The organism is Catenulispora pinisilvae (assembly GCF_015356865.1).
Taxonomy (GTDB): Bacteria; Actinomycetota; Actinomycetes; order Streptomycetales; family Catenulisporaceae; genus Catenulispora; species Catenulispora pinisilvae.
The window spans coordinates 26,020-46,603 of record NZ_JAAFZA010000065.1 but is presented as its reverse complement, the minus strand read 5'-3'; the positions used below and the strand labels follow the sequence as shown (position 1 = coordinate 46,603).

General features: G+C 70.1%; 16 protein-coding genes. 9 read left to right on the top strand and 7 right to left on the bottom strand.

The window, feature by feature from the left end; translation table 11 throughout:
* Window positions 1-162 precede the first annotated feature (162 nt).
* Together IZR01_RS19610 and IZR01_RS19605 are read right to left on the bottom strand one after the other, a co-directional pair.
* On the bottom strand, window positions 163-1,116 hold the full coding sequence (locus IZR01_RS19610; protein WP_194899512.1) for a LysR family transcriptional regulator: 954 nt from the start codon (window positions 1,114-1,116) through the stop codon (window positions 163-165).
* 206 nt (window positions 1,117-1,322) lie between these two features.
* Window positions 1,323-2,060 carry a TetR/AcrR family transcriptional regulator gene (locus IZR01_RS19605; protein ID WP_194924670.1) on the bottom strand — a complete coding sequence of 246 codons (738 nt, stop codon included), beginning with the start codon at window positions 2,058-2,060 and terminating at the stop codon, window positions 1,323-1,325.
* 134 nt (window positions 2,061-2,194) lie between these two features.
* Here IZR01_RS19605 and IZR01_RS19600 point away from each other — a divergent pair, with 134 nt between their 5' ends.
* The 6 genes from IZR01_RS19600 (at window position 2,195) to IZR01_RS19575 (ending at window position 9,509) form a co-directional block, all read left to right on the top strand.
* Entirely contained in the window at window positions 2,195-3,949 is a 1,755-nt protein-coding gene (locus IZR01_RS19600) for an amidohydrolase (protein ID WP_194924669.1), read from the top strand.
* 120 nt (window positions 3,950-4,069) lie between these two features.
* Entirely contained in the window at window positions 4,070-5,734 is a 1,665-nt protein-coding gene (locus IZR01_RS19595) for an ABC transporter substrate-binding protein (RefSeq protein WP_194924668.1), read from the top strand.
* Window positions 5,731-6,681: an ABC transporter permease gene (locus IZR01_RS19590; RefSeq protein WP_194924667.1), complete on the top strand. Its 951-nt coding sequence runs from the start codon at window positions 5,731-5,733 to the stop codon at window positions 6,679-6,681. The genes IZR01_RS19595 and IZR01_RS19590 overlap by 4 nt, the downstream gene beginning before the upstream one ends.
* Entirely contained in the window at window positions 6,678-7,628 is a 951-nt protein-coding gene (locus IZR01_RS19585) for an ABC transporter permease (RefSeq protein WP_194924666.1), read from the top strand. Before IZR01_RS19590 ends, IZR01_RS19585 begins: the two co-directional genes overlap by 4 nt.
* A complete protein-coding gene (locus IZR01_RS19580; protein WP_323747048.1) occupies window positions 7,612-8,682 on the top strand; it encodes an ABC transporter ATP-binding protein in 1,071 nt (356 codons plus the stop codon). The genes IZR01_RS19585 and IZR01_RS19580 overlap by 17 nt, the downstream gene beginning before the upstream one ends.
* Window positions 8,679-9,509: an ABC transporter ATP-binding protein gene (locus IZR01_RS19575; protein WP_194924665.1), complete on the top strand. Its 831-nt coding sequence runs from the start codon at window positions 8,679-8,681 to the stop codon at window positions 9,507-9,509. Before IZR01_RS19580 ends, IZR01_RS19575 begins: the two co-directional genes overlap by 4 nt.
* 5 nt (window positions 9,510-9,514) lie before the next feature.
* Here IZR01_RS19575 and IZR01_RS19570 read toward each other — a convergent pair whose 3' ends face one another.
* Window positions 9,515-10,456, bottom strand: a complete 942-nt coding sequence (locus IZR01_RS19570) for a LysR family transcriptional regulator (RefSeq protein WP_194924664.1) — start codon at window positions 10,454-10,456, stop codon at window positions 9,515-9,517.
* A gap of 144 nt (window positions 10,457-10,600) precedes the next feature.
* On the opposite strand from IZR01_RS19570, the gene IZR01_RS19565 reads away from it, so the two are divergent.
* A complete protein-coding gene (locus tag IZR01_RS19565) occupies window positions 10,601-10,906 on the top strand; it encodes a muconolactone Delta-isomerase family protein (RefSeq protein ID WP_194924663.1) in 306 nt (101 codons plus the stop codon).
* Between the two features lie 93 nt (window positions 10,907-10,999).
* On the opposite strand, the gene IZR01_RS53345 is transcribed toward IZR01_RS19565, so the two are convergent.
* The 4 genes from IZR01_RS53345 to IZR01_RS19545 all read right to left on the bottom strand — a co-directional run bounded on the left by IZR01_RS53345 (window position 11,000) and on the right by IZR01_RS19545 (window position 17,090).
* The gene (locus tag IZR01_RS53345; protein ID WP_194893980.1) at window positions 11,000-13,876 is read right to left on the bottom strand and encodes a VWD domain-containing protein; all 2,877 of its coding nucleotides are present in this window, start codon (window positions 13,874-13,876) and stop codon (window positions 11,000-11,002) included.
* Window positions 13,877-14,065: 189 nt separating this feature from the next.
* Complete coding sequence (locus tag IZR01_RS19555) at window positions 14,066-15,463, bottom strand: sulfate adenylyltransferase subunit 1 (RefSeq protein WP_194924662.1); 1,398 nt, start codon at window positions 15,461-15,463, stop codon at window positions 14,066-14,068.
* Between the two features lie 2 nt (window positions 15,464-15,465).
* Window positions 15,466-16,404 carry a sulfate adenylyltransferase subunit CysD gene (cysD, locus tag IZR01_RS19550; protein WP_194893982.1) on the bottom strand — a complete coding sequence of 313 codons (939 nt, stop codon included), beginning with the start codon at window positions 16,402-16,404 and terminating at the stop codon, window positions 15,466-15,468.
* Window positions 16,401-17,090 (bottom strand): phosphoadenylyl-sulfate reductase, encoded by a 690-nt coding sequence (locus IZR01_RS19545; protein ID WP_194924661.1) that lies wholly within the window; start codon window positions 17,088-17,090, stop codon window positions 16,401-16,403. Before IZR01_RS19545 ends, cysD begins: the two co-directional genes overlap by 4 nt.
* Window positions 17,091-17,713: 623 nt before the next feature.
* On the opposite strand from IZR01_RS19545, the gene IZR01_RS19540 reads away from it, so the two are divergent.
* Both IZR01_RS19540 and IZR01_RS19535 read left to right on the top strand, forming a co-directional pair.
* Window positions 17,714-18,946 carry an NAD-dependent epimerase/dehydratase family protein gene (locus IZR01_RS19540; RefSeq protein ID WP_194924660.1) on the top strand — a complete coding sequence of 411 codons (1,233 nt, stop codon included), beginning with the start codon at window positions 17,714-17,716 and terminating at the stop codon, window positions 18,944-18,946.
* Window positions 18,947-18,966: 20 nt separating this feature from the next.
* Entirely contained in the window at window positions 18,967-20,583 is a 1,617-nt protein-coding gene (locus IZR01_RS19535; RefSeq protein ID WP_194924659.1) for an efflux RND transporter periplasmic adaptor subunit, read from the top strand.
* The last annotated feature ends 1 nt before the right edge of the window (window position 20,584 follow it).

Here is a 20,584-nt window from a genome sequence, read left to right as displayed (position 1 = left end):
GAACCGGCACACCTATAACCGAAGGCCGTAAAACGCCTTGTAGCCAACAATCCAACCGCACCCGCCCCACAAACTCTCCCCAAGAAAAAGCTCCGTGCTCCACCAGCGCTACCACCACCGCCACCGCCACCCACCCGACGCCTAGACCAGCGCTCCGCCGCACTACCCCCGCGACGTCTTATACGTCCGCAGCGACCAAGCCTGAAAATGCGGAGACTGGGCGATGAGATCCCGATAGGTCGCGTGGGTCGCCGTGAACAGCGCTTCGGCCAGTACGTCGGACACGCTGTCCCGGCGCCAGGCCAGGACGTATCGGCACCACAGTGGGCTGCCGGTCAGTGCTTTGACGACGAGTCCCGCTGCCGGAAACGTCGCCTGGACCGGCGAGATGCCGAGGCCGGCCGTGATCATCCCCTGCAACTGCCTCTGGTCCCCCAGGAATTCGTGGACCTTGATGGGTCTGAAGCCGGCGGCTTCGCAGGCCGTGTAGAAGACTCCCGGCCATCCGGCTCCGTCGTCGGGGGTGAGGAACCATGCCTCGTCCGCCAGGTCGGCCAGCTCGACCTGGAGGCTCTGGCGGTGCCGGTGGTGGGCCGGTAGCGCCACGAATGTGGGCTCCGTCGCGATGCCGCGGTGGGCGATCGCCTTGGAGTGGCGCAGTTCCAGGCCCGGGTAGTCCGCGGCGATCGCGGCGTCCAAGTCGCCTCGTTCCAGCTGGTCGACGATCTCCGAGGAGGAGTAGACGCTGGTGACGGTCAGCGCCACGGCCGGCATCTGTTCGCTGACTCTGGCCACCAGTCCGGCCAGCACCGGGGAGTTGGTCGCGGCCAGCCTCAGGATCCGGGTCGCGGCCGCGGCCTCCTCGGGCATCCTTCTGATCGCGTCCGCCCGGGCCACGACGTCGCGGGCGCGGGCCAGGATCTCCAGTCCGTAGCCGGTGGGTCTCACCCCCGCGGGGCTACGCTCGAAGATGGCCCGCCCGAAGAACTGCTCGATGCGGTTGAGCTGGGCGCTGAGCGCTTGCTGGGAGTAGCCGAGGACCGCCCCGGCGCGGGCGACGCTCCCGGCATCGGAAATGGCGCACAGCACTCTCAGGTGACGAAGCTCCAGATCCACCAGCGCACCCCTAGTTCCCTTCGCCCCAGCGGAAAGGGGCCGACAGTATCGTGCCCTCAATCGGCCGGCGGCGTGCGCGTGCCGCTTGGTCGCGGCCAGCCTGACGGCGCTCGACGGCGGCTGTTCGATGAGACAACGTGGTTCTCCGCCACTATGCCGCTTCACGGGCGCCGATGTGGGCATAGACCGTCGGCAGTCCCCGCGCTCTAACGCCCGGCTGCCCCGAGCCGGTCGATACGCGCCTGGACCCCGTCCAGGAACGTGTCGAGGACGAGCTCGAACACCGCGTCGTCGTCGCGGTTGAGCTCGGCCAGCCGCGGCACGCTCTGGCGCACGTGGGGGAACTCTGATTCGGGCAGCATCGCGTAGGTGACGGTCCAGGCCTTCACATCCTGCTCCTGCACCTCGGCCGGCAGCAGGGCGAAAGCGGCCGTGGCCTGAGTCATCCCCAGCGTCAGGTCCAGCAGGCCGCGGTAGATCTCCGCCGCCTCGACCACCCCGAGTCCCGCATGGTGCAGCACCGCGATGAGGCGCTCCACGCTCGCGGTCTCCGCGGGCGTCGCGGTGGTGCGGGTGGCGGCCAGCACGGCGACGGCCGGCCGTTCCAAGTAGACCGCGCGGACGGAGGAGGCGACCCGGCGCAGCCACTCGCGCCATCCGACCCGCGCCGGGTCCACGCCCTGGACCCGCTTGACGGACTCCTCGACCATGCGGTTGGTCAGGGCCAGGACCAGCTCGTCCTTGTCGCGGAAGTGCCGGTAGACGGCCGTGGGATCGGCGCCGAGCTCCTTGCCGAGCCGGCTGAACGTCAGGGCCGAGCCGCCCTCGGAGCTCCCGACGCTCAGGGCCGCTTCGATGATCGCCTCCCGGGAGAGCGTGGCGCGGCGGCGGCGGCCGCCGGCGGCTCCGGAAGCTGGCTGCGACGTGGCGGCACTGGCCTTCAACGATCCTCCCGTGGTGGCGCCCGATTCCGGGTGTGAAGTTCTGGGCGTGAAGTTCTGGGCGTGAAGTTCTGGGTGTGAAGCGATGACATCGTATCGGCAGTGTCGATGTCAATGCCATTGACAGGAGCGCTGTCATGGGGTTTTCTGCTCCACACACCCGCAGCGTCCCAGATCACCGGGACCGCCGCGCCATCCGTTCTTCGCCGGGAGTTCTTGTGCCCTCCTCCAGTTCGTCAGCGGATCTCGTCTTCACCGGCGGCCCGTGCTACACCGTCGATCCGGCCCGCACCTGGGCCACGGCCGTGGCCGTCAAGGGCGGCCGGATAGTCGCGGTCGGCCCCGACCGCGACGTCAAAGACCTGATAGGCACCGGCACCGAGGTCGTCGATCTGCGAGGCCGGCTGCTGCTGCCCGGCTTCCAGGACGCGCACGTCCACCCGGTGTTCGGCGGCACCACGATGCGCAAGTGCGATCTGCACCTGATGGAGACCGCCGCGGATTACGTCGCGGCGGTCGCCGAGTACGCCCGCACCCACGCCGAACCGCGCTGGATCACCGGCGGTGGCTGGAGCATGGAGGCCTTCCCGGGCGGCGCGCCGACAAAGGACCTGCTCGACGCGGTGGTCCCGGACCGCCCGGTGGCGCTGCCGAACCGCGACGGGCACGGGATGTGGGTCAACAGCCGGGCCCTGCTGGAGGCCGGCATCTCCCGGGACACCCCCGACCCGTTCGACGGCCGCATCGAGCGCGACGCGCGGGGCGAACCGACCGGCATGCTCCAGGAGGGCGCTGCCGGGCTGGTCCACGCCGTGATCCCGCCGGCGACCCCGGCCGAGTTGGCCGAAGGACTGCTCGCCGGCCAGGCGTATCTGCACTCGTTCGGCATCACCGCCTGGCAGGACGCCTGGGTCGGCGCGATGTTCGGCGAGGGCGACAACTTCGGCGCCTACCTCGACGCCGCCGGCTCCGGTGCCCTGACCGGCCGGGTTTCCGGGGCGCTGTGGTGGGATCGGGAGGGCGGCCTGGAGCAGCTGGAGCTGTTCCGGCGGCGCCGGGCCGAAGCCGAGGCCGCCGGCGGCCGGTTCCGGGCCGGGACCGTCAAGATGATGCTGGACGGCGTGGCGGAGAACCACACCGCCGCGCTGCTGGACCCGTATCTGGACGGCTGCGGCTGCGCCGGCGACAACCGGGGCCTGACGTTCATCGACCCCGACAAGCTCGGCGGCTACGTCACCGAACTCGACGCGGCCGGTTTCCAGGTCCACTTCCACGCGCTGGGCGACCGGGCGGTCCGGGCCGGGCTGGACGCCGTCGAGCAGGCCCGCCGCGCCAACGGCCCCGGCGGCCGGCACCACCTGGCCCACCTGCAGGTCGTCCACCCCGACGACGTCAGGCGCTTCCGACAGCTCGGCGCCACCGCCAACATCCAGCCCCTGTGGGCCGCGCACGAGCCGCAGATGGACGAGCTCACCATCCCGTTCCTCGGCGCGGAACGCTCAGCGCGGCAGTACCCCTTCGGCTCGCTGAGCCGCTCGGGGGCGACCATCGCCGCCGGCTCGGACTGGTCGGTGTCCTCCCCGGACCCGATGCTCGGCATCCACGTCGCCGTGAACCGGGTCGAGCCGGGCCTGTCCGCCGAGCAGTTCGCCGCGGCGAAGGTCTTCTACCCGTCCGAGCGGATGGAGCTCGGCCAGGCGATCGCCGCCTACACGGCCGGCACCGCCTACGTGAACCACCTCGACGCCGTCTCCGGCTCGATCGAGGTCGGCAAGTACGCCGACCTGGTGGTGCTGGACCGCGACCCGTTCGACGGTCCGGTCCACGAGATCGGCCAGGCCAAGGCTGTGCGCACCTATGTCGAGGGCGCGCTGGTCTATGCGGCCGACTGAGCACCGGCTAGAAGCCGCGCGCTCTCAGCACCCTGAGCACTCTCAGCACCCTAAGCACGTGAGCTCCCTGAGCACCCGCATGTCCACTGGTTCCCTCGACGAGAAAGGACTGCATCACCGATGAACCGCATCACCCGCGCAGGCGTCCCGGCCCTGGCCGCGACCCTCTTGCTGGCCGGCTGTTCGAGCTCGACCTCCGGGTCCGGCTCCGCGAACATCTCCCACCCCAGCGCCAACATCCAGACCGGCCAGTACACCACCGCCCCCGCCAAAGGCCCGCTGGACTCGATCACCTGGTCCGGCGACTACCGCCCGCCGTACTCGCTGGACCCGCTGAAGACCGCCGACTTCCCCGAGGAGACGATCCTCGGCAACGTCTGCGAGCCGCTGCTGCGCACCGGTGCGGACTACTCACTGAACCCCGGCCTGGCCGCCTCCTACAAGCAGCCCGACGGCACCCACCTGGTCTTCGAGCTCGACCCCCGCGCGCACTTCAGCGACGGCAAGCCGGTCACCGTCGACGACGTGGTGTTCAGCCTCAAGCGGAACCTGGACCCGAATCAGGCCTCGAACTACGCCGACGCCTACAAGTACGTCACCGACATCTCCTCGACGGCGCCCGGCGAGGTCACCCTCACCTTCAGCCGGCCCGACTACGTCTTCGTCCACGACATGGGCACCCTCGGCGGAGCGATCGTGGAGAAGGCCGCCACCTTGGCCCAGGGCCAGAACTTCGGCTCGCCCGGCAGCCCGATCGTCTGCTCCGGGCCGTACAACGTCGGCTCCTTCGACGGCACCAACGCCCTGGTGTTGAAGAAGGACCCGAACTACTGGGACCCCTCGCACGCGGCGAAGACCGCCGAGATCACCTTCAAGTGGTACTCCGACCCCAAGGCCTTCACCACCGCCCTGGACACCGGCGACCTGTCCGGCGGCTTCGACCTGCCGCCGTCGGCGATCCCCACTTTGCAGCGCTCCTCCGGCGGCAAACTGTGGATCGGCGGCGAGGGCTCCACGACGATGAACGTCGACCTGCTCATCTCCAAGCTCGACGGCGGCCTGTCCGATCCCCGCACCCGCCAGGCCCTGTCCCTGGCGATAGACCGGGCCGGGATCGCCAAGACCATCTACTCCGGCGCCGCGGACCCGCTGTACTCGGTGGTCGGGCCGGGTTTTTGGAGCACCGCGCCGGACGCCGTCAAGAGCGTCTATCAGAGTGCTTACGACAAGTTGAAGACCACCCCGGACCTGACCCGGGCCGCCGATCTGGTGAAGCAGGCCGGGGCGCGGGGCAAGACCGTCAAGATCGCCTACACCGCCGACGGCGGCCCCTTCGCGCAGATGGCGCAGGTGCTCCAGCAGACCGGCAAGGCCATCGGGCTGAACCTGCAGATCGTCGGCCTGCCGCCGCAACAGTACGGCGACCTGTTCACCGATCCCAAGGCGCGCGCCGCCTATGACGGCTTCCTGACCCTGAACTATCTGGAGTACCCCGAGCCGCAGGCGATGTTCGCCAGCTACGCGAGCAAGGACGGCCTGCAGGACTTCAGCGGCTACACCAATCCCGGCGTCGAGGCCGCGCTGGTCAAGGCGCAGGGCGAGGCCGATCCGGTGGCGCGCGCCCAGGACGTGGTCACCGCGCAGAACCAGGTCGCCCAGGACCTGCCGTGGATCCCGATCGTCGCGCCGCGCACCGTCATGTTCCAGAACAAGGGCGTGACCGGGGCTCCGCTGACGTTCTCCTATATGGATTCGGCGTGGGCGGCGGCGGTCGGCGCACCATGACCCCACGGTACGTACTGCTGCGCCTGGGCGGGCTGGTGACGACGCTGCTGCTGTCCAGCATGCTGATCTTCTCCAGCCTGTACCTGGCGCCGGGCAGCCCGGAGAACGTGATCTTCGGCAACCGGACCCCCTCGCCGGCCGCGCGGGCCGCCGTCCGGCACCAGCTGCACCTGGACCGGCCGTTGCCGGTCCGCTACTGGGACTGGCTGACCGGCGTGCTGCACGGCGACTTCGGCCGGTCGATGGTCACCGACCAGTCCGTCTCCTCGCGGGTGGGCTCGGGGCTGGGCACCACGTTGTCCCTGGTGGCCGTCGCGGCGGTGCTGATCGCGGTGCTGGGCCTGGCCCTGGGGATCGCCGCGGCGCTCAAGCCGGGGTTCGTCGACGCCGCGGTGAACCTGTTCACCTCGGTCTCGGTGGCGATCCCGCCGTTCGTGGCCGCCTCGATCCTGGTCTCGATCTTCTCGATCAAGCTGGGCTGGTTCCCGGCCACCGGGCTGCCGGACGGCTTCTGGGGACATCTCAGAGGCCTGGTCATGCCGGCGTTCTCGCTCGCCCTCATCTCCTGCGGCTACCTGGCCCGGGTGACGCGCAACGCGCTGCGCGAGCAGTTGGCCAAGGAGCACGTGCAGACCGCCGTCGGGCGCGGGCTGCCGCGCCGGGTGGTCATCCGGCGGCACGCGCTGCGCGGCGCGCTGCCGCCGATCATCACGGTGATCGGCCTGCAGATCGCCGGTCTGTTCGCCGCGACCCTCATCGTCGAGACCGCGTTCGGGATCCCGGGCATCGGCCGGCTGACCGTGCAGTCGGTGTCCCAGAAGGACTTCCCGGTGGTCCAGGCCGTGGCCCTGCTGCTGGTCGCGGCGTTCGTGGTGGCCAACACGGTCACCGACCTTCTCCAGGCCGCGGTGGACCCGCGGCTGCGCACCGCCGGGAGGACCGCATGACCGCCACGCTGCCCGCCGGGCCCGAGACGGTTCCCACCGGTCCGGCCCGCGGCCGCGCCGGGACCCGCGCCGGCGCGCTCGGCCGCCGGGCCCGCGCCCTGTATTCGTTCCTCGGACCGTCCGGCACGATCGCCGCCGCCGTCCTGGCGGCGATGCTGATCCTGGCCGTCGGCGCCGGCTTGTTCGCCCCCTACGATCCGAACCAGGCCAGCCTGCTGGACGCGTATCAGGGCCCGTCCATGGCGCACCTGCTCGGCACCGACGCCATCGGCCGCGACGTACTGTCCCGGCTGATCTACGGCTCCCGGACCTCGCTGCTGGGCCCGGCTCTGGTGATCGCCTGCTCCACGGCGGTCGGCGTGCCGCTGGCCCTGATCGGTGCTTGGTACGGCGGGCTCGTCGACGCCGGCGCGGCCCGAATCCTGGACCTGGTCTACGCCCTGCCGGGCCTGCTGCTCGCGGTGATCACCGCGGCCATGTTCGGACCGGGCCTGACTCCGGCGGTGGTCGCGTTGTCCATCGCCTACGTGCCGTTCCTGTCCAGGGTGGTGCGGGCCGCGGCCCGGCAGCAACGCGTGAGCCCGTATGTGGACGCGCTCACCGTCCAGGGCTTCGGCCCGTGGCGGATCGGCGCGCGCCACATCCTGCGCAACATCGCGCCGATGGTCCTCGGGCAGTCGGCGGTCGCCTTCGGCTACGCGCTGCTGGACCTGGCCGGGCTGTCCTATCTGGGGCTGGCCGTGCAGGCGCCGACCGCCGACTGGGGCGTCATGGTGAGCGACCAGGACTCGATGCTGCGCGGCCACCTGCTCCCGGTGCTGGTGCCCGGGCTGCTCGTGGTGGTCTGCGTCATGGCGCTGACCGTGCTCGGGGCCCGGATCGCCGGGGAGCGCCCGGAGCGCCACCCGCTGTGGAACAGGAGGGGCAAACGTGCTGGAGCTGAATGATCTCGACGTGGCGCTGCGGGTCGGGGGCCGCATGCGCCGGGTGCTCAGTGGGCTGTCGCTGTCGGTCGCGGCCGGCGAGGCCGTCGGCCTGGTCGGCGAATCCGGGTCGGGCAAGTCGATGACGGTCCGCGCCGTCACCCGGCTGCTGCCGGAGGGCGCGGCGGTGTCCGGGCGGATCCGGTTCGACGGCCGCGACGTGGCCGCGATGGACGCACCGGCACTGCGCCGGTATCGGGACCGCGACGTCGGCATGATCTTCCAGGATCCGCGGGCCCACATCGACCCCACGTACCGCATCGGCTCGTTCCTGACCGAGGCGCTGCGGGTCAACCGCGGCGTCGGTCCGGCGGCGGCCCGCCGACAGGCCACCGAGCTGCTGGCCGCGGTCGGGATCGACGATCCCGAGCGCCGGGTGCGGCAGTACCCGCACGAGGTCTCCGGCGGCATGCTCCAGCGGGTGATGATCGCCTCGGTGCTGGCCGCCGAGCCCCGGCTGATCCTGGCCGACGAGCCGACCACCGCGCTGGACGTGACCATCCAGGCCGAGGTGGTGGCCATCTTGGACCGGCTGCGCCGGGACCGCGGCATCGGCATGCTGTTCATCACCCACGACCTGGATCTGGCCCTGGCGATCTGCGACCGGGTCGCGGTCATGTACGCCGGGTCGATCGTGGAGATCCGCTCGGCGCGGGACCTGCACCGCAGCGCGTGCCACCCGTACACCGTCGGTCTGCTGGGTTCCCGGCCCTCGATCCAGGCCCGGGTGGACAAGCTGGTCGCGATCCCCGGCCGCCCGGTGTCAGCCTTCGAAGCCCCGCCGGACGGCTGCGCGTTCACCGACCGCTGCGCGCACGCCGAGCCGGACTGCCTGCACGGCCGGCCGGCTCTGGAGCCCTTCAATGACGGCCTGGTGCGCTGCCGGCGGGTCGCCGACCTGGCCGTGCTGGCCGAATCGCGCCCTGAATCACCCGCAGCACCGCCCAGTGAACCAGCCGCTAAATCGGTTGTTGAACCGCCCGCCGAATCGCCCGCCGAGGAAGGGACGCAGCCATGAGCGCCGAAGCGCTGTCGGTCCGCGCGTTGACGAAGGTGTTCCGGGTCGCCGACGCCAAAGGCCGTCGTGCGGAGTTCACCGCCGTGAACGACGTCTCCTTCGCCTTAGAGCCGGCGGGCTCGCTCGGCATCGTCGGCGAATCCGGCTCCGGCAAGACCACCGTGGCCCGGATGCTCGTCGGCCTGGAGCCCGCGACCTCCGGCACCATGACCGTGCTCGGCCAGGACCGCTCCCAGCCGGCCCGCAAGGCCGCCGACCGGCGCGAGCGGGCCCGCCAGATGCAGGTCGTGTTCCAGGACCCGTACACCTCCCTGGACCCTTCGCAGACCATCGGGTCGGCGGTCGAGGAGGTGCTGCGCGCGCACAGCGCCCTGACCGGCCCGGCGCGCACGGCCCGCCTGACCGACCTGATGGACCAGGTCGGACTGGACACCCGGCAGACCGCGGCCCGCCCGCGCGAACTGTCCGGCGGCCAGCGCCAGCGGGCGGCGATCGCCCGGGCCCTGGCCGCGGACCCGAAGGTGCTGATCCTGGACGAGGCCGTGTCCGCGCTGGACGTCTCGATCCAGGCGCAGGTCCTCAACCTGCTCTCCGACATCCGCGCCGCGACCGGCATCGCCTACGTCCTCATCTCGCACGACCTGGCCGTGGTCCGGCAGCTGTGCGACACCGTGCTGGTGATGCGCAAGGGCGAGATCGTCGAACGCGGCGACTGCGCGAACGTGCTGGACCACCCGGAGCAGGAGTACACCAGGGTTCTGCGAGCCTCGGTGCCGGTCGCCGGGTGGAAGCCGCTCACGTCCGCGCGGCAGGCGGAGCCGAGTTGAGGGGATCAGGGTTCTGGTTCGAGGTCAACGATCGCAGCTGCCGAGGCGCGCACAGCGTCGCGGAACCAAGCGTTCCCCGGGTCCGGGGTGTGCGCCGGGTGCCACCAGAACGTCTCCGTGAGCGGCGCGGTGTCGACCGGAAACGGAAGTACCCGTAGATCCAGCGACGGCGCGATCGCGCGGGCGAGTCTGCCCTGGAGCAGGCCTACCCGATCAGTCCCGGCGATGAACTGCGGCAGGACGTGAAAACTGTCGACGACGACGTCCACGCGTGGCTCCAGGCCGCGCGCCGCCAGCCGGGACATGGCCGAGGTGGTGAAGTTGACGGTGTGGTAGGCCATGGCCCAAGGCAGTGCCGCGAGGTCCTCCAGCGTCGGGACGTCTGCGAGCAGGCGATTGCCCTCGGCCGCGACGCAGACCCACGAGTCCTGATACAGATCGATGTGCGGCAGGTTCGCGCTGAGGCCGCCGCGGGGCAGAATCGCCCCGTCGATCGAGCTGAGGACCGAGTGGCTGAGCACGCCCGTGGTGTCCTCGTCACGGCGTTCGTGCCGTTGGAAGCGGAGCCGAGCACGCGGCGCGCGTTCGGCGAAGACCCCGGCGAGACGCGGACCGAGGACGCCGAGCGTGTAGTCCGACGTCACGATGCGGAACTCTCGCTCAGTCGTGGCCGGGTCGAACGAGTTCCTGGTGGCGAACAGCCGGTCGTTGAGTTCGAGTACGCCGGCAGCCTGCTCGCGCAGCAGCGTCCCCAGCGGGGTGAGCTCGTAGTGGTTGCCGACGCGGGTGAGCAGTTCGTCGCGGAAATGGCGGCGCAGCCGGGCGAGTATGGCGCTGGCAGCGGGCTGACCGACACCGATACGCGCCGCCGCGCGACTCACATGACGTTCCTCCAGCAAGGCCCGCAGGGCGACCACGAGGTTCAGATCAGGGCGAGGCTCGGCCATGACCTCACAGTATCAATCACACTGATACCCCTATCCGATATATCAATTTCACAGATGCCCGTGCCAGGCGCACGCTGAAGCCACGGCCGACTACGACGCGGTCAGCCGACCGGCGGAGTTCGGACTGGACATAAGGAAGCTGCAATGCGGGAATTCATCGTCGAGATCACCACCACCGTTCCCGAGGGCACCGCGCAGTCCGAGGTGGACGCCCGCCGGAGTGCCGAAGCCGCGCACGTCAAGAAGCTCGCGGCAGCCGGGCACCTGCTCCGGCTCTGGTGGCTGGCCGGTGAGTGGCGGCCGAACGAGCGGCGCAGCATCGGCGTATGGCGCGCGGACGACGAAGCAGCCCTGCACGCCGACGTGCTCGGCACGCTGCCGTTGCGACCGTGGATGGTGTTCCAGGTCACCGCGCTGCGAACGCACTTCAACGACCCGGGCCAGAGGTGAGGACAGGGCTGTCCGTGTCCGGTCGGCGTTTCTGCCTAGACGCCCGTACCGTGGCGCCCGAACCGAAGCCCGGCTCGGGCGCCACGGGTCACTTCACGACCGTCGCAGGCTGATCGAGTACGGCCCCTGCTTCGCCTCGTCGGACCACACCAGGACCAGCTCCGTGGTTCCGGGTGAGACCGGGTGCGGGTATCCGAAGCACAACTGGCCGGGTGAGAACACGTTCGGTTCCGAGCTCTCGGCGGCGTAGCCGTAGCTGAGGCCGCCCTCGCAGGATGTCGTGCTGTCGACCTCGACCGAGGTGACGTCGGCGGGCGGGGTGAACCGGTAGATGTCGACCCGTCCGGGCTCGTCGAGGTCGGCGGACAGAGTCGGTGCGCCGACGTCGAGCGGGATGGTGCGGGGCTTGAGGGTCACGTAGCGGAAGGAGAACTTGCCCGGGCCGCTCGGCATCGAGATGTGCAGCTTGGCCTGACCGCCGGCGGCCACCGCGAACTGGAACGGGCCGGGCAGCATCGGGGTGCCGGCGGGAGTGTCGGGGACCGTCGCGCTGAGCCCGCCGGTGACGTCGACCAGTTCGAACTGCTGGTTCGCGTCCAGGTTCAAGCCGTAGTCCACGGTGCCGCCGGGCTGGTCGATGCTGCCGGTGACGACGTCGCCGTCCTGAAGGATGGCGCCGGGCTTGGTGACTTCCTTGCCCTGGCCGGGGCCGCCCGGCGGGGATCCGGTTCCGGCGGCCTTGCCCAGCCTGGTCTGGCCCTGCGCGTACGCGGTGGCGTACGCCGGGTCGCCAGTGCGGGCGACGTCCAGGACGCAGTCGTCGAGCGCTGTCGGGTCGGTGACGCCGGCGGCCTTGCACATGGCCGTCGCCCGGTCTCGAACCGGCTGCGGCAGGTCGGCCACCGTGACCGGCTTGTCGGGGAACGCGCGGTCGGTGAACGTCGCCGTCGACTGGCCCGGGCCGTACTCGAGCATTGATTCGCCCTGGCTCAGCCGCCAGCTGTCGCCGAAGACGTGGTACAGGTCGTCATACCCGGGCAGGTCCGGGATCGTCTTGCCGTCCCGGCTGACCAGATCGCCGGCCGCCTTGCCGTCGAAGTTCCCGAGCAGGCCGCTGAAGGTGCCCTTGCGGGCGGCCGCGGGCGTGACGTCGACCATCAGCCCTTCGGACCCGACGGGGTCGACGGCGACGATCGAGCCGTCGGGCCAGATCACGTCGTAGCCGTCGCCGCCGTAGCCGTAGACGCCGCTGCGGCGGGTGAGCGTGGCACCGCCGGGCAGCTTGGTGGATCCCTTCTGCGGCATCACGACCTTTCCGCCCTGGTGGACCTGGATGTCGCCGTCGACAGCGTAGAAGCCCACGACGTCAGAGCCGGCCCGCACCGCGGCCGCGGTGTTGACCGACATCGTGCGGTCGGCCGGAGCCAGCGGGGCCTGGCGCACCTGCACCTCGAAGTCGTCTCGGCTCTTGGCCAGTTCGAACTCGCCGACGGCTTGGAGGTCGTAATGGAGGCCGTCCAGCGTGCCGATATGCGGGTCCCCGGTGGTCCAGGCGAGGATCTTGTCCCAGAGGCTGGGCAGCGGATCGATCGGATCCGGGCTGCAACTGTCCATCGCCGCCTGGACCTGCTCGGCGGGGGACAGACCCTTGGCGTTGTCCGGGACCGGCGGAATCGGCTGCCCGACCTTGTTCGGGTCCGGGTCCTGCTTCGCCGTGAGGCTGGGGTCATCGGAGTCGTGCCGGGTCCGCGGCCCCATACCGTTGGAGAGCCGGTACTGGTTCTCCCACTCGATCACCCGGACTTCGTCCATGTTCAGGAACGAGTCCAGTTGCGTAGCGTGCGGATAGCCCGCCAGGTAACACTTTGTGCCCGTGTCGGCCGACCCGTCCGTGAACGCCTCCGAGTGCAGCATTTCGTGGAGCAGTCTGGTGCAGGGCGGGTTCGGGATGCCGGAATCGTCCAAGTAGTCCTTGTTGCCGACAGGGTCCCAGTGGATGACGACGTTGTACGGCGGGGACCCGAAATTGAATATCCCCTGGTAACCGGTGCTGTCGCCCCACTCACCCGTGCGGACGATCTTCAGGCGCCCGGCGGCCCGCTCCTTGTTGACCTTGTCCACCAGGCCGGGCTCGACGCCGGGGCCGGTGAACTGGGTCAGGCAGTCGTCGACCGCGGCGTCGACGCTGTCGTCGGCGTGCGCCGGAAGCGGCCGGGCCGCCTGCATGCCGGCGGTGGCGAACAGCATCAGCAGTGCGACGGCCGTGGCCGCCGGAGCACCGCGGCGGCCGCGACGTCGGCGGCTCCGGCGCCGGGCCACGAGGAACAGCACCACCAGCAGCACCAGCACGGCCAGGGCCAGGGCCACGAGGAGCAGCCACCACGGAAAGCCCTTGTGCCCGGCGCCGACGGTGAACGCGACCGTGGCCACGTTCGTGGCATCGGCGCAGATCTGTGTACTACCGGGTATCTCAGGAGTCTTGTAGCGCGCGGACACCACGTAGCGTCCGTCGGCGTCCACATTCCACGTCGACGACAAGCCGACGCCGCCGGGCAGCAGGCTCATGGTCCGCAACGGATCGGTCGCGGCCGCGGGCCCGGAAGCCGCCTGCACGGCGACGTCCACGTGGGCGCCGGGCTGCACCGTGACGAGTCCACCGGCCAGCACCGCTGCGTAGTCGACGCCGTACTCCTGCTGCGAGACACCCCACGGCTGCGAAGCGCCGTTCCGCGTCACCGAGGCGATCAGCACCTCGCCGTCGGCGACGGTGCCGACCCGGCACGCCGCCGAGCCGTGGTTCGTGACCCGGAAAGTGAGTGCGACCTGCTCACCCGGCTTATATGAACCCTGATTCGCGACGATGTCCAGCCCCAACCCGGCCCGCGGCTGATCGGCATGTGCCGCGGTGGGCACCAGCATCAGCGCCGCTGCCGCGAGCACGGCCAAGCCGGCCCGCACGAATCTGGCCACTGTGTCCCCCGAGAAAGCGAATGAACGGATGACGATCTGTCGCGGTGCTGCCAGGAGACTGCGATACGGCGAATACCTCTGCTCCACGGCGGCAACGGAGCAACGCTACGAACCGGCGGCGGGCCGCGAATCCGTGGAACCACGTGTTTTTGCACCCCGGGCCGCCGCCGGCCTGGCGCGTATCGCGTATTACGAGAAGACTCCCAAAGGATCGCCAGCCATCCCGGCGGTCAGTGTGTCCCCGGAGTCGGGGTTGATGAGAAGGAAGGAACCGGTCTCCCGGTCAGCGGCATACGGTTCGATCAGCACCGGCGAGGCGGTTCGCAGCACGACGCGGCCGATGTCGTTGGCGTGCAGGGCCTCGGGACCAGTCGCGGCGTCGGCGTCAGTGCCGGTGCCGGTGGCGCCGACGGCATCGGAATCGGCGCGCGCGTCCACGGACCCGGCCGCAGGAATGCCCTCCGTGACGTCCAGCCGGTGTGTCAGTCCCCTGACGACCGCCTTCACCGTCCGAGTCGTGTGCTTCAGCAGTACCCGGTCGCCGACGCGCAGCGGACCTTCGGACAGGTGGCACACCGTGGCCGCGACGTCCTGGGTCGGGACCGGGGCCTGATCGGCCGGGGCTATGAGATCGCCCCGGGAGACGTCGAGATCGTCGGCCAGCATCAGCGTCGCGGCCTGCCCGGCGCGTGCCTGGTCCACGGGGCGTCCCAGCAGGTCGATCCCGGAGATCCGACTGCGCTGCCCGGACGGCAGCACCACGACTTCGTCGCCGATCGCGAACGAGCCCGAGGCCAGTGTCCCGGCGTAGCCGCGGTAGTCCTCGACGGCCTCGGTTCGGCCGCGGTTCTGCCGGCGGATGACGTACTGCACCGGGAACCGGCCGGCAGTCGGCTCGCTCACCGAACTGACTGGGACGGTCTCCAGGTATTCCAACAGTGTCGGTCCCTCGAACCAGCCCAGATCCGGCGAGGCGGCCACCACGTTGTCGCCGCGCAGCGCCGATACCGGCAGGGCCGCGGCCTGGAGAACGCCGAGCGATGCGGCGTACTCGGAGAAGTCCTCTTCGATCTCCTGGAAGCGGTCTTTGTCGAACTCGATGAGATCCATCTTGTTCACGGCGAGCAGTACCCGGGGCACGCGGAGCAGGGCCGCGATGGCGGTGTGGCGGCGGGTCTGCTCCGTCAGTCCTTTGCGGGCGTCGACCAGGACCACGGCGAGTTGCGCCGTGGACGCGCCGGTGACCATGTTGCGGGTGTACTGCACGTGCCCGGGCGTGTCGGCCAGGATGAAGCGCCGGCGCGGGGTGGCGAAGTACCGATAGGCGACGTCGATGGTGATGCCCTGTTCCCGCTCCGAGCGCAGGCCGTCGGTGAGCAGTGCCAGGTCGGCCTCGGCCAGGCCGCGATCGCGGCTGGTCTGCCGGACGGCCTCGTACTGGTCGGCGAGGACGGATTTGGTGTCGTACAGCAGCCGGCCGACCAGGGTCGACTTGCCGTCGTCGACGGAGCCGGCGGTGGCCAGGCGCAGGAGCGCCGACACCTGGGTCGCCGGTGGTGCGGGCGCCGTTCGCACAAGCGTGGCCATGTCTAGAAATACCCTTCTCGTTTACGGTCTTCCATCGCGGCCTCGGACATCCGGTCGTCGGCCCGGGACGCGCCGCGTTCGGTGATCCGCGACGCGGCGATCTCCTCGATCACCTCCGCCACGTCCCCGGCCGTCGACTCCACGGCGCCGGTGCAGGACATGTCGCCGACCGTGCGGTATCGCACGGTTCGGACTTCGAGCGGCTCCCCGGCCCTGGGTCCGCCCCAATCCCCGGGGGCCAGCCACATTCCGCCGCGGACGAACACCTCTCGGGAGTGTGCGAAGTAGATCGAGGGCAGTTCGATGTGCTGGTGTCCGATGTACTGCCACACGTCCAGCTCGGTCCAGTTCGACAGCGGGAAGACGCGGACGTGTTCGCCGGGCCGGTGTCGGCCGTTGTACAGATGCCACAGCTCCGGGCGCTGCCGACGCGGATCCCACTGCCCGAACTCGTCCCGCAAGGAGAACACCCGCTCCTTGGCCCGGGCCTTCTCCTCGTCCCGGCGACCGCCGCCGAACACCGCGTCGAACCGGTTCGCGGTGATCGCCGCCAGCAAAGGCAGTGTCTGCAACGGATTGCGGGTCCCGTCCGGCCGCTCGGCCAGCCGGCCGTCGTCGATGAATTCCTGAACGCCGGCCACGTCCAGCCGCAGTCCGTGGGCCGCGACCGTCCGGTCCCGGAACTCCAGCACCTCCGGGAAGTTGTGGCCGGTGTCCACGTGCAGCAGACCGAACGGCACCGGCGCCGGCGCGAACGCCTTCAACGCCAGGTGCAGCATGACGATCGAGTCCTTGCCGCCGGAGAACAACAGCACCGGCCGCTCGAACTCGGCCGCCACCTCGCGGATGATGTGCACCGCCTCGGCCTCCAGGGCGTCCAGATGCGTCAGTCCCCCGGGCGTCCCGGCGGTCGAGGTAGTGCGATCCGAGGCCGTGTTCATCGGTGCAACCCGCATTCGGTCTTGGTGGTTCCGGCCCATCGGCCGGCCCGTGCGTCTTCGCCGGGTAGTGGCTTGCGGGTGCAGGGGGCGCAGCCGATGGAGGTGTAGCCCTCGGCGAACAGCGGGTTGGTCAACACGCCGTGGTCGGCGATGTAATCAGTGACGTCTTGCTCAGTCCAGGCGGCCAGCGGAGAGATCTTCACCATGTCGCGCTCCGCATCGAAGCCGACCACCGGGATGTCGGCCCGGGTCGGCGCTTCCTCGCGGCGCATGCCGTTGATCCACGCGGTGTAGGGGGCCAGGGCGCGTTCCAGTGGCTCGACTTTGCGCAGCGCGCAGCACCGGTCCGGGTCCCTTTCGTACAGCCCTCGCCCGTGTTCGGCGTCTTGCTCGGCCACGGTTTGCAGCGGCTGAACCGACAGCAGGTTCACCGGGTAGATCTCGGCGATCGCGTCCCGGGTGCCGATGGTCTCCGGGAAGTGGTAGCCGGTATCCAGGAACACCACGTCGATCCCGGGCGCCGCGGCCGCGGCCAGGTGCACCAGATGCGTGTCGCCCATCGACGAGGCGACCACCAGACCCGCGCCGAACACGTCGCGCGCCCACCTGATGATCTGTTCGGCCGGTGCGAATTCGAGCTCTGTGTTGGCGCGCTCGGCCAGGGCACGCTTCCAGTCATCGGTCACAGCACTCCCCTTGCGGTGTCGATCGGCCGAAGGAAGGAAACGGCCGAGGCCGGCTCCCGCGGCCGGATCACACGCCGGCCGCGGGCTTCGGGTGGGGACCGCGATCACGGCCACAGCGCGGACCGTGCGAACGCCCTTGTCCGACGTTCACAATCGATGCACACCGAAGCGGCCGGTACGGCCCGGAAGGCGCTACGCGTCGCGGCGCCAGTAGCGACGCGACATCTGAGCGGTGGCGGATCGCCGACGGTGGTCGGGTATCCCGCCATTTTTAGTTAGAGAAGTTTCCTAATAGACCCAGGGAAGTTGATACGCGCCCGTCAGGGCGCTGTCAAGAGGCCGGTTCGCGCCCGGCGGCGAAAACGGCTGGCTGGCCTGGCGTGTGCGAATACTGATTCGAATACGGATTCGCAGGCGTCGACCGGGTCCGCCGCCTGCCCGGCATCCGTCAGCAGCCCGCCCGGCGGCCGGACCGGTTGACGGTTCGGACACCGAGAGTTATGGTGCCGATACAAGTTAGTAAAGTTAACTAATTGGCCCGCTCAGCACCGGCCCGGCGATCAGTTCGCCACGGCCGGACCTCATTTCGATCATTCGATGATGCATGAGGAGTGGGATCGATCATGAACATCCTCGTACTCGGCGGCGACGGCTTCTGCGGCTGGCCGACCGCGCTGTACCTGTCCGACCGCGGCCACGACGTCACGGTGCTGGACAACCTGAGCCGGCGGGCCATCGACCTGGAGCTCGAAGTCCAGTCGCTCACCCCGATCCGCCCGCTCGGCGAGCGGATCCGCGCCTGGCGGTCGGTCTCGGGCCGTCAGATCGGATTCGTCCGCCTCGACCTGGCCACCGAGCACGAGCGGCTCGCGGCGGTCCTCAGGGAACTGCGGCCCGACGCCGTCGTGCACTTCGCCGAGCAGCGGGCGGCTCCGTACTCGATGCGCTCTCCCCAGGCGAAGCGCTACACGGTCGACAACAACGTGCGGGCCACGCACAACCTGCTCTCCGCGCTGGTCACCACCGGGATCGACGCCGCCGTGGTCCATCTGGGCACGATGGGCGTCTACGGGTACGGATGGTCGGGCTCGGCGCCGATCCCGGAGGGCTACCTGACCGTCAAGGTGCCCACGCCGGACGGCGACGTGCTGCGGGAGATCCTGCACCCGGCCAACCCGGGCTCGGTCTACCACCTCACCAAGACCCTCGACCAGCTGATGTTCGCCTTCTACGCCAAGAACGACCTGCTGCGGATCACCGACCTGCACCAGGGCATCGTCTGGGGCACCCAGACCGCGCAGACCGAGCGCGACGAGCGGCTGATCAACCGGTTCGACTACGACGGCGACTACGGCACCGTGCTCAACAGGTTCCTGATGCAGGCCGCCATCGGACACCCGCTGACCGTGCACGGAACCGGCGGGCAGACCCGGGCCTTCATCCACATCCGGGACACCGTCCGATGTATCGAGATCGCCTTGCAGAACCCGCCGTCGGGCGCCAAGCCGCAGGTGTTCAACCAGGTGACCGAGACCTACCGGGTCGACGACCTGGCGAAGCTGGTCGCCTCGCTGACCGGGGTCGACGTCGCGTACCTGCCCAATCCGCGGCAGGAGGACCAGGAGAACGACCTCAACGTCCGCAACGACCAGTTCATCGCCCTCGGTCTGGAGCCGACCACCCTTTCCGAGGGCCTGATGGCGGAGTGCACCCACATCGCCACCCGCTACCGGCACCGGATCGACCCGTCGAAGATCATCGCGCGCTCGGTGTGGCGGGAGGGCATGGCCACCTCGGACGACCTCGCCTTCGAACCGGTCCTGGACACCCCGGCCGAGGGCGGACCGCGATGGTGACGGGAACCAGGGTGCGCGGCATGAACGCCGCCCTGGCCTCGGGGGAGGCCGGGGTCGGCGAGATGCGGCCGGCGAAGGCACCGCTGCGGCCCCGGCAGCTGATCATCGCGCTGGTCCTGGCCGGCGGCGGTGTCGCCGCGGCCGGCCTGACGTATCGGGCGCTGGCCTCGCAGGCGCCGACCTTCGTCGGGCACACGACACCCGGGCACGCCTACTACCTCAACTTCACCGCGGACGGCACGCTTCAGAGCCTTGACGTCCGCCCCGGCCAGGTGGTGAAGGCCGGTCAGGTGCTCGCCACCGAAGACAGCACCGTGGCCGCCGCCAACCTCAAAGCCGCGCAAGCCGAAGTCGACGCCGACAGCGCGACGGTGAGCGCGCAGGAGAACCCGCAAACCGGTGTGGCCCAACAGAATCAGGCTCAGGTCCTGGTGACGAAGGCCACCGGTGCTGTGGACAGCGCTCAGAGCGCACTGTCCGTGGCCCAGCAGTCGTCGAAGAACAGCATCGACGTCCAAGCCGCCGTCGTCACCGGACGCCAGAAGGTGCTCGACGCCGATACGGCCCGCTACACCAGCGCCTGTTCGGCACCGCTTCCGGCGGCGGCCGTACCGCTGCCGACTGCCGCTGCCGTACCGCTGCCGACTGCCGCTGCCGCATTCGATCAGCCCACTGCTTCACTACCGGCGCCGCCACCCGGTCCGACCGGCGATTCCGGGCCGACCACAGCGGCTGATCCGCCGACGACATCTGCCGAAACCATTTCGCCGACGACATCCGCCCAGGCCGCGACGACCGACACGGCTGCGCCAAGTCACACACCCACGACAAGCCATACACTCGCGGTGACACATCAGCCCTCTGCGTCGCCATCATCCTCGGCCGCCCCGAGCGACGCAGCCTTCTGTCAGAGCCTGCAAGCGCAGATCACCAAAGACGGCACCGCGCTCACCGACGCTCAGGCGCAACTGACCGCGACGCAGTCCAGCGCGTCCAGCCAGGTGGGCCGGGACGCCGACCAGCTCGCGCAGAGCCAGGCGCTGTTGCAGGTCGTGCAAGGACAGGCCGCTGCCGGGGCGCCGCCGGTACCGGCGGCGACGATCGCCCAGGCGAAGTCGGAGCTCGCCGCGGCCCAGGCGAAGGTGGCCCAGGACCAGCGGGTGCTCGCGGCGGCGACGATCATCGCCCCGGCCGACGGCACGGTCGCCGACACCGCCGCCGCCGTGGGAGACCAGGTCCACCCCGACGGGATCCGGCTCTACCCCGGCCCGGCCGGGCAGCCCGGTAGCGCAGCCGATCAGCAGGGCGGCTTCCAGCTCTTCGCGCCGCAGGCCACACCGGGCGGCAACGCCGGTTCCCAGACCGGCACCTACGCACCGCTGATCACCGTCTACTCCGGTCCGATGACGGTGACGGCACAACTTCCCGAGGCCAACATCGGCGACGTCCACACCGGACAGGCGGTGAGCGTCACGGTCACCGCGGTGAACACCGTCGTGCCGGGCACGGTGGGCAAGATCATCCTTGATCCGGCGCGGGTGCCCGGCGCCGTCTACTACGACGTGGAGATCGACCTGACGGATCCGCCGGGCAAGGTCATGCCCGGCATGACCGTGAACGTCGACCTCAAGGACTGAC

Bases quoted from the DNA above. Each gene is read 5' to 3' on its own strand.
- IZR01_RS19535 (WP_194924659.1), top strand. From the start codon at position 18,967: ATGAACGCCGCCCTGGCCTCGGGGGAGGCCGGGGTCGGCGAGATGCGG.
- IZR01_RS19575 (WP_194924665.1), top strand. From the start codon at position 8,679: ATGAGCGCCGAAGCGCTGTCGGTCCGCGCGTTGACGAAGGTGTTCCGG.
- IZR01_RS19595 (WP_194924668.1), top strand. From the start codon at position 4,070: ATGAACCGCATCACCCGCGCAGGCGTCCCGGCCCTGGCCGCGACCCTC.
- IZR01_RS19540 (WP_194924660.1), top strand. From the start codon at position 17,714: ATGAACATCCTCGTACTCGGCGGCGACGGCTTCTGCGGCTGGCCGACC.
- IZR01_RS19585 (WP_194924666.1), top strand. From the start codon at position 6,678: ATGACCGCCACGCTGCCCGCCGGGCCCGAGACGGTTCCCACCGGTCCG.
- IZR01_RS19555 (WP_194924662.1), bottom strand. From the start codon at position 15,463: ATGGCCACGCTTGTGCGAACGGCGCCCGCACCACCGGCGACCCAGGTG.
- IZR01_RS19570 (WP_194924664.1), bottom strand. From the start codon at position 10,456: ATGGCCGAGCCTCGCCCTGATCTGAACCTCGTGGTCGCCCTGCGGGCC.
- IZR01_RS19565 (WP_194924663.1), top strand. From the start codon at position 10,601: ATGCGGGAATTCATCGTCGAGATCACCACCACCGTTCCCGAGGGCACC.
- IZR01_RS19590 (WP_194924667.1), top strand. From the start codon at position 5,731: ATGACCCCACGGTACGTACTGCTGCGCCTGGGCGGGCTGGTGACGACG.
- cysD (WP_194893982.1), bottom strand. From the start codon at position 16,404: ATGAACACGGCCTCGGATCGCACTACCTCGACCGCCGGGACGCCCGGG.
- IZR01_RS19600 (WP_194924669.1), top strand. From the start codon at position 2,195: ATGGGGTTTTCTGCTCCACACACCCGCAGCGTCCCAGATCACCGGGAC.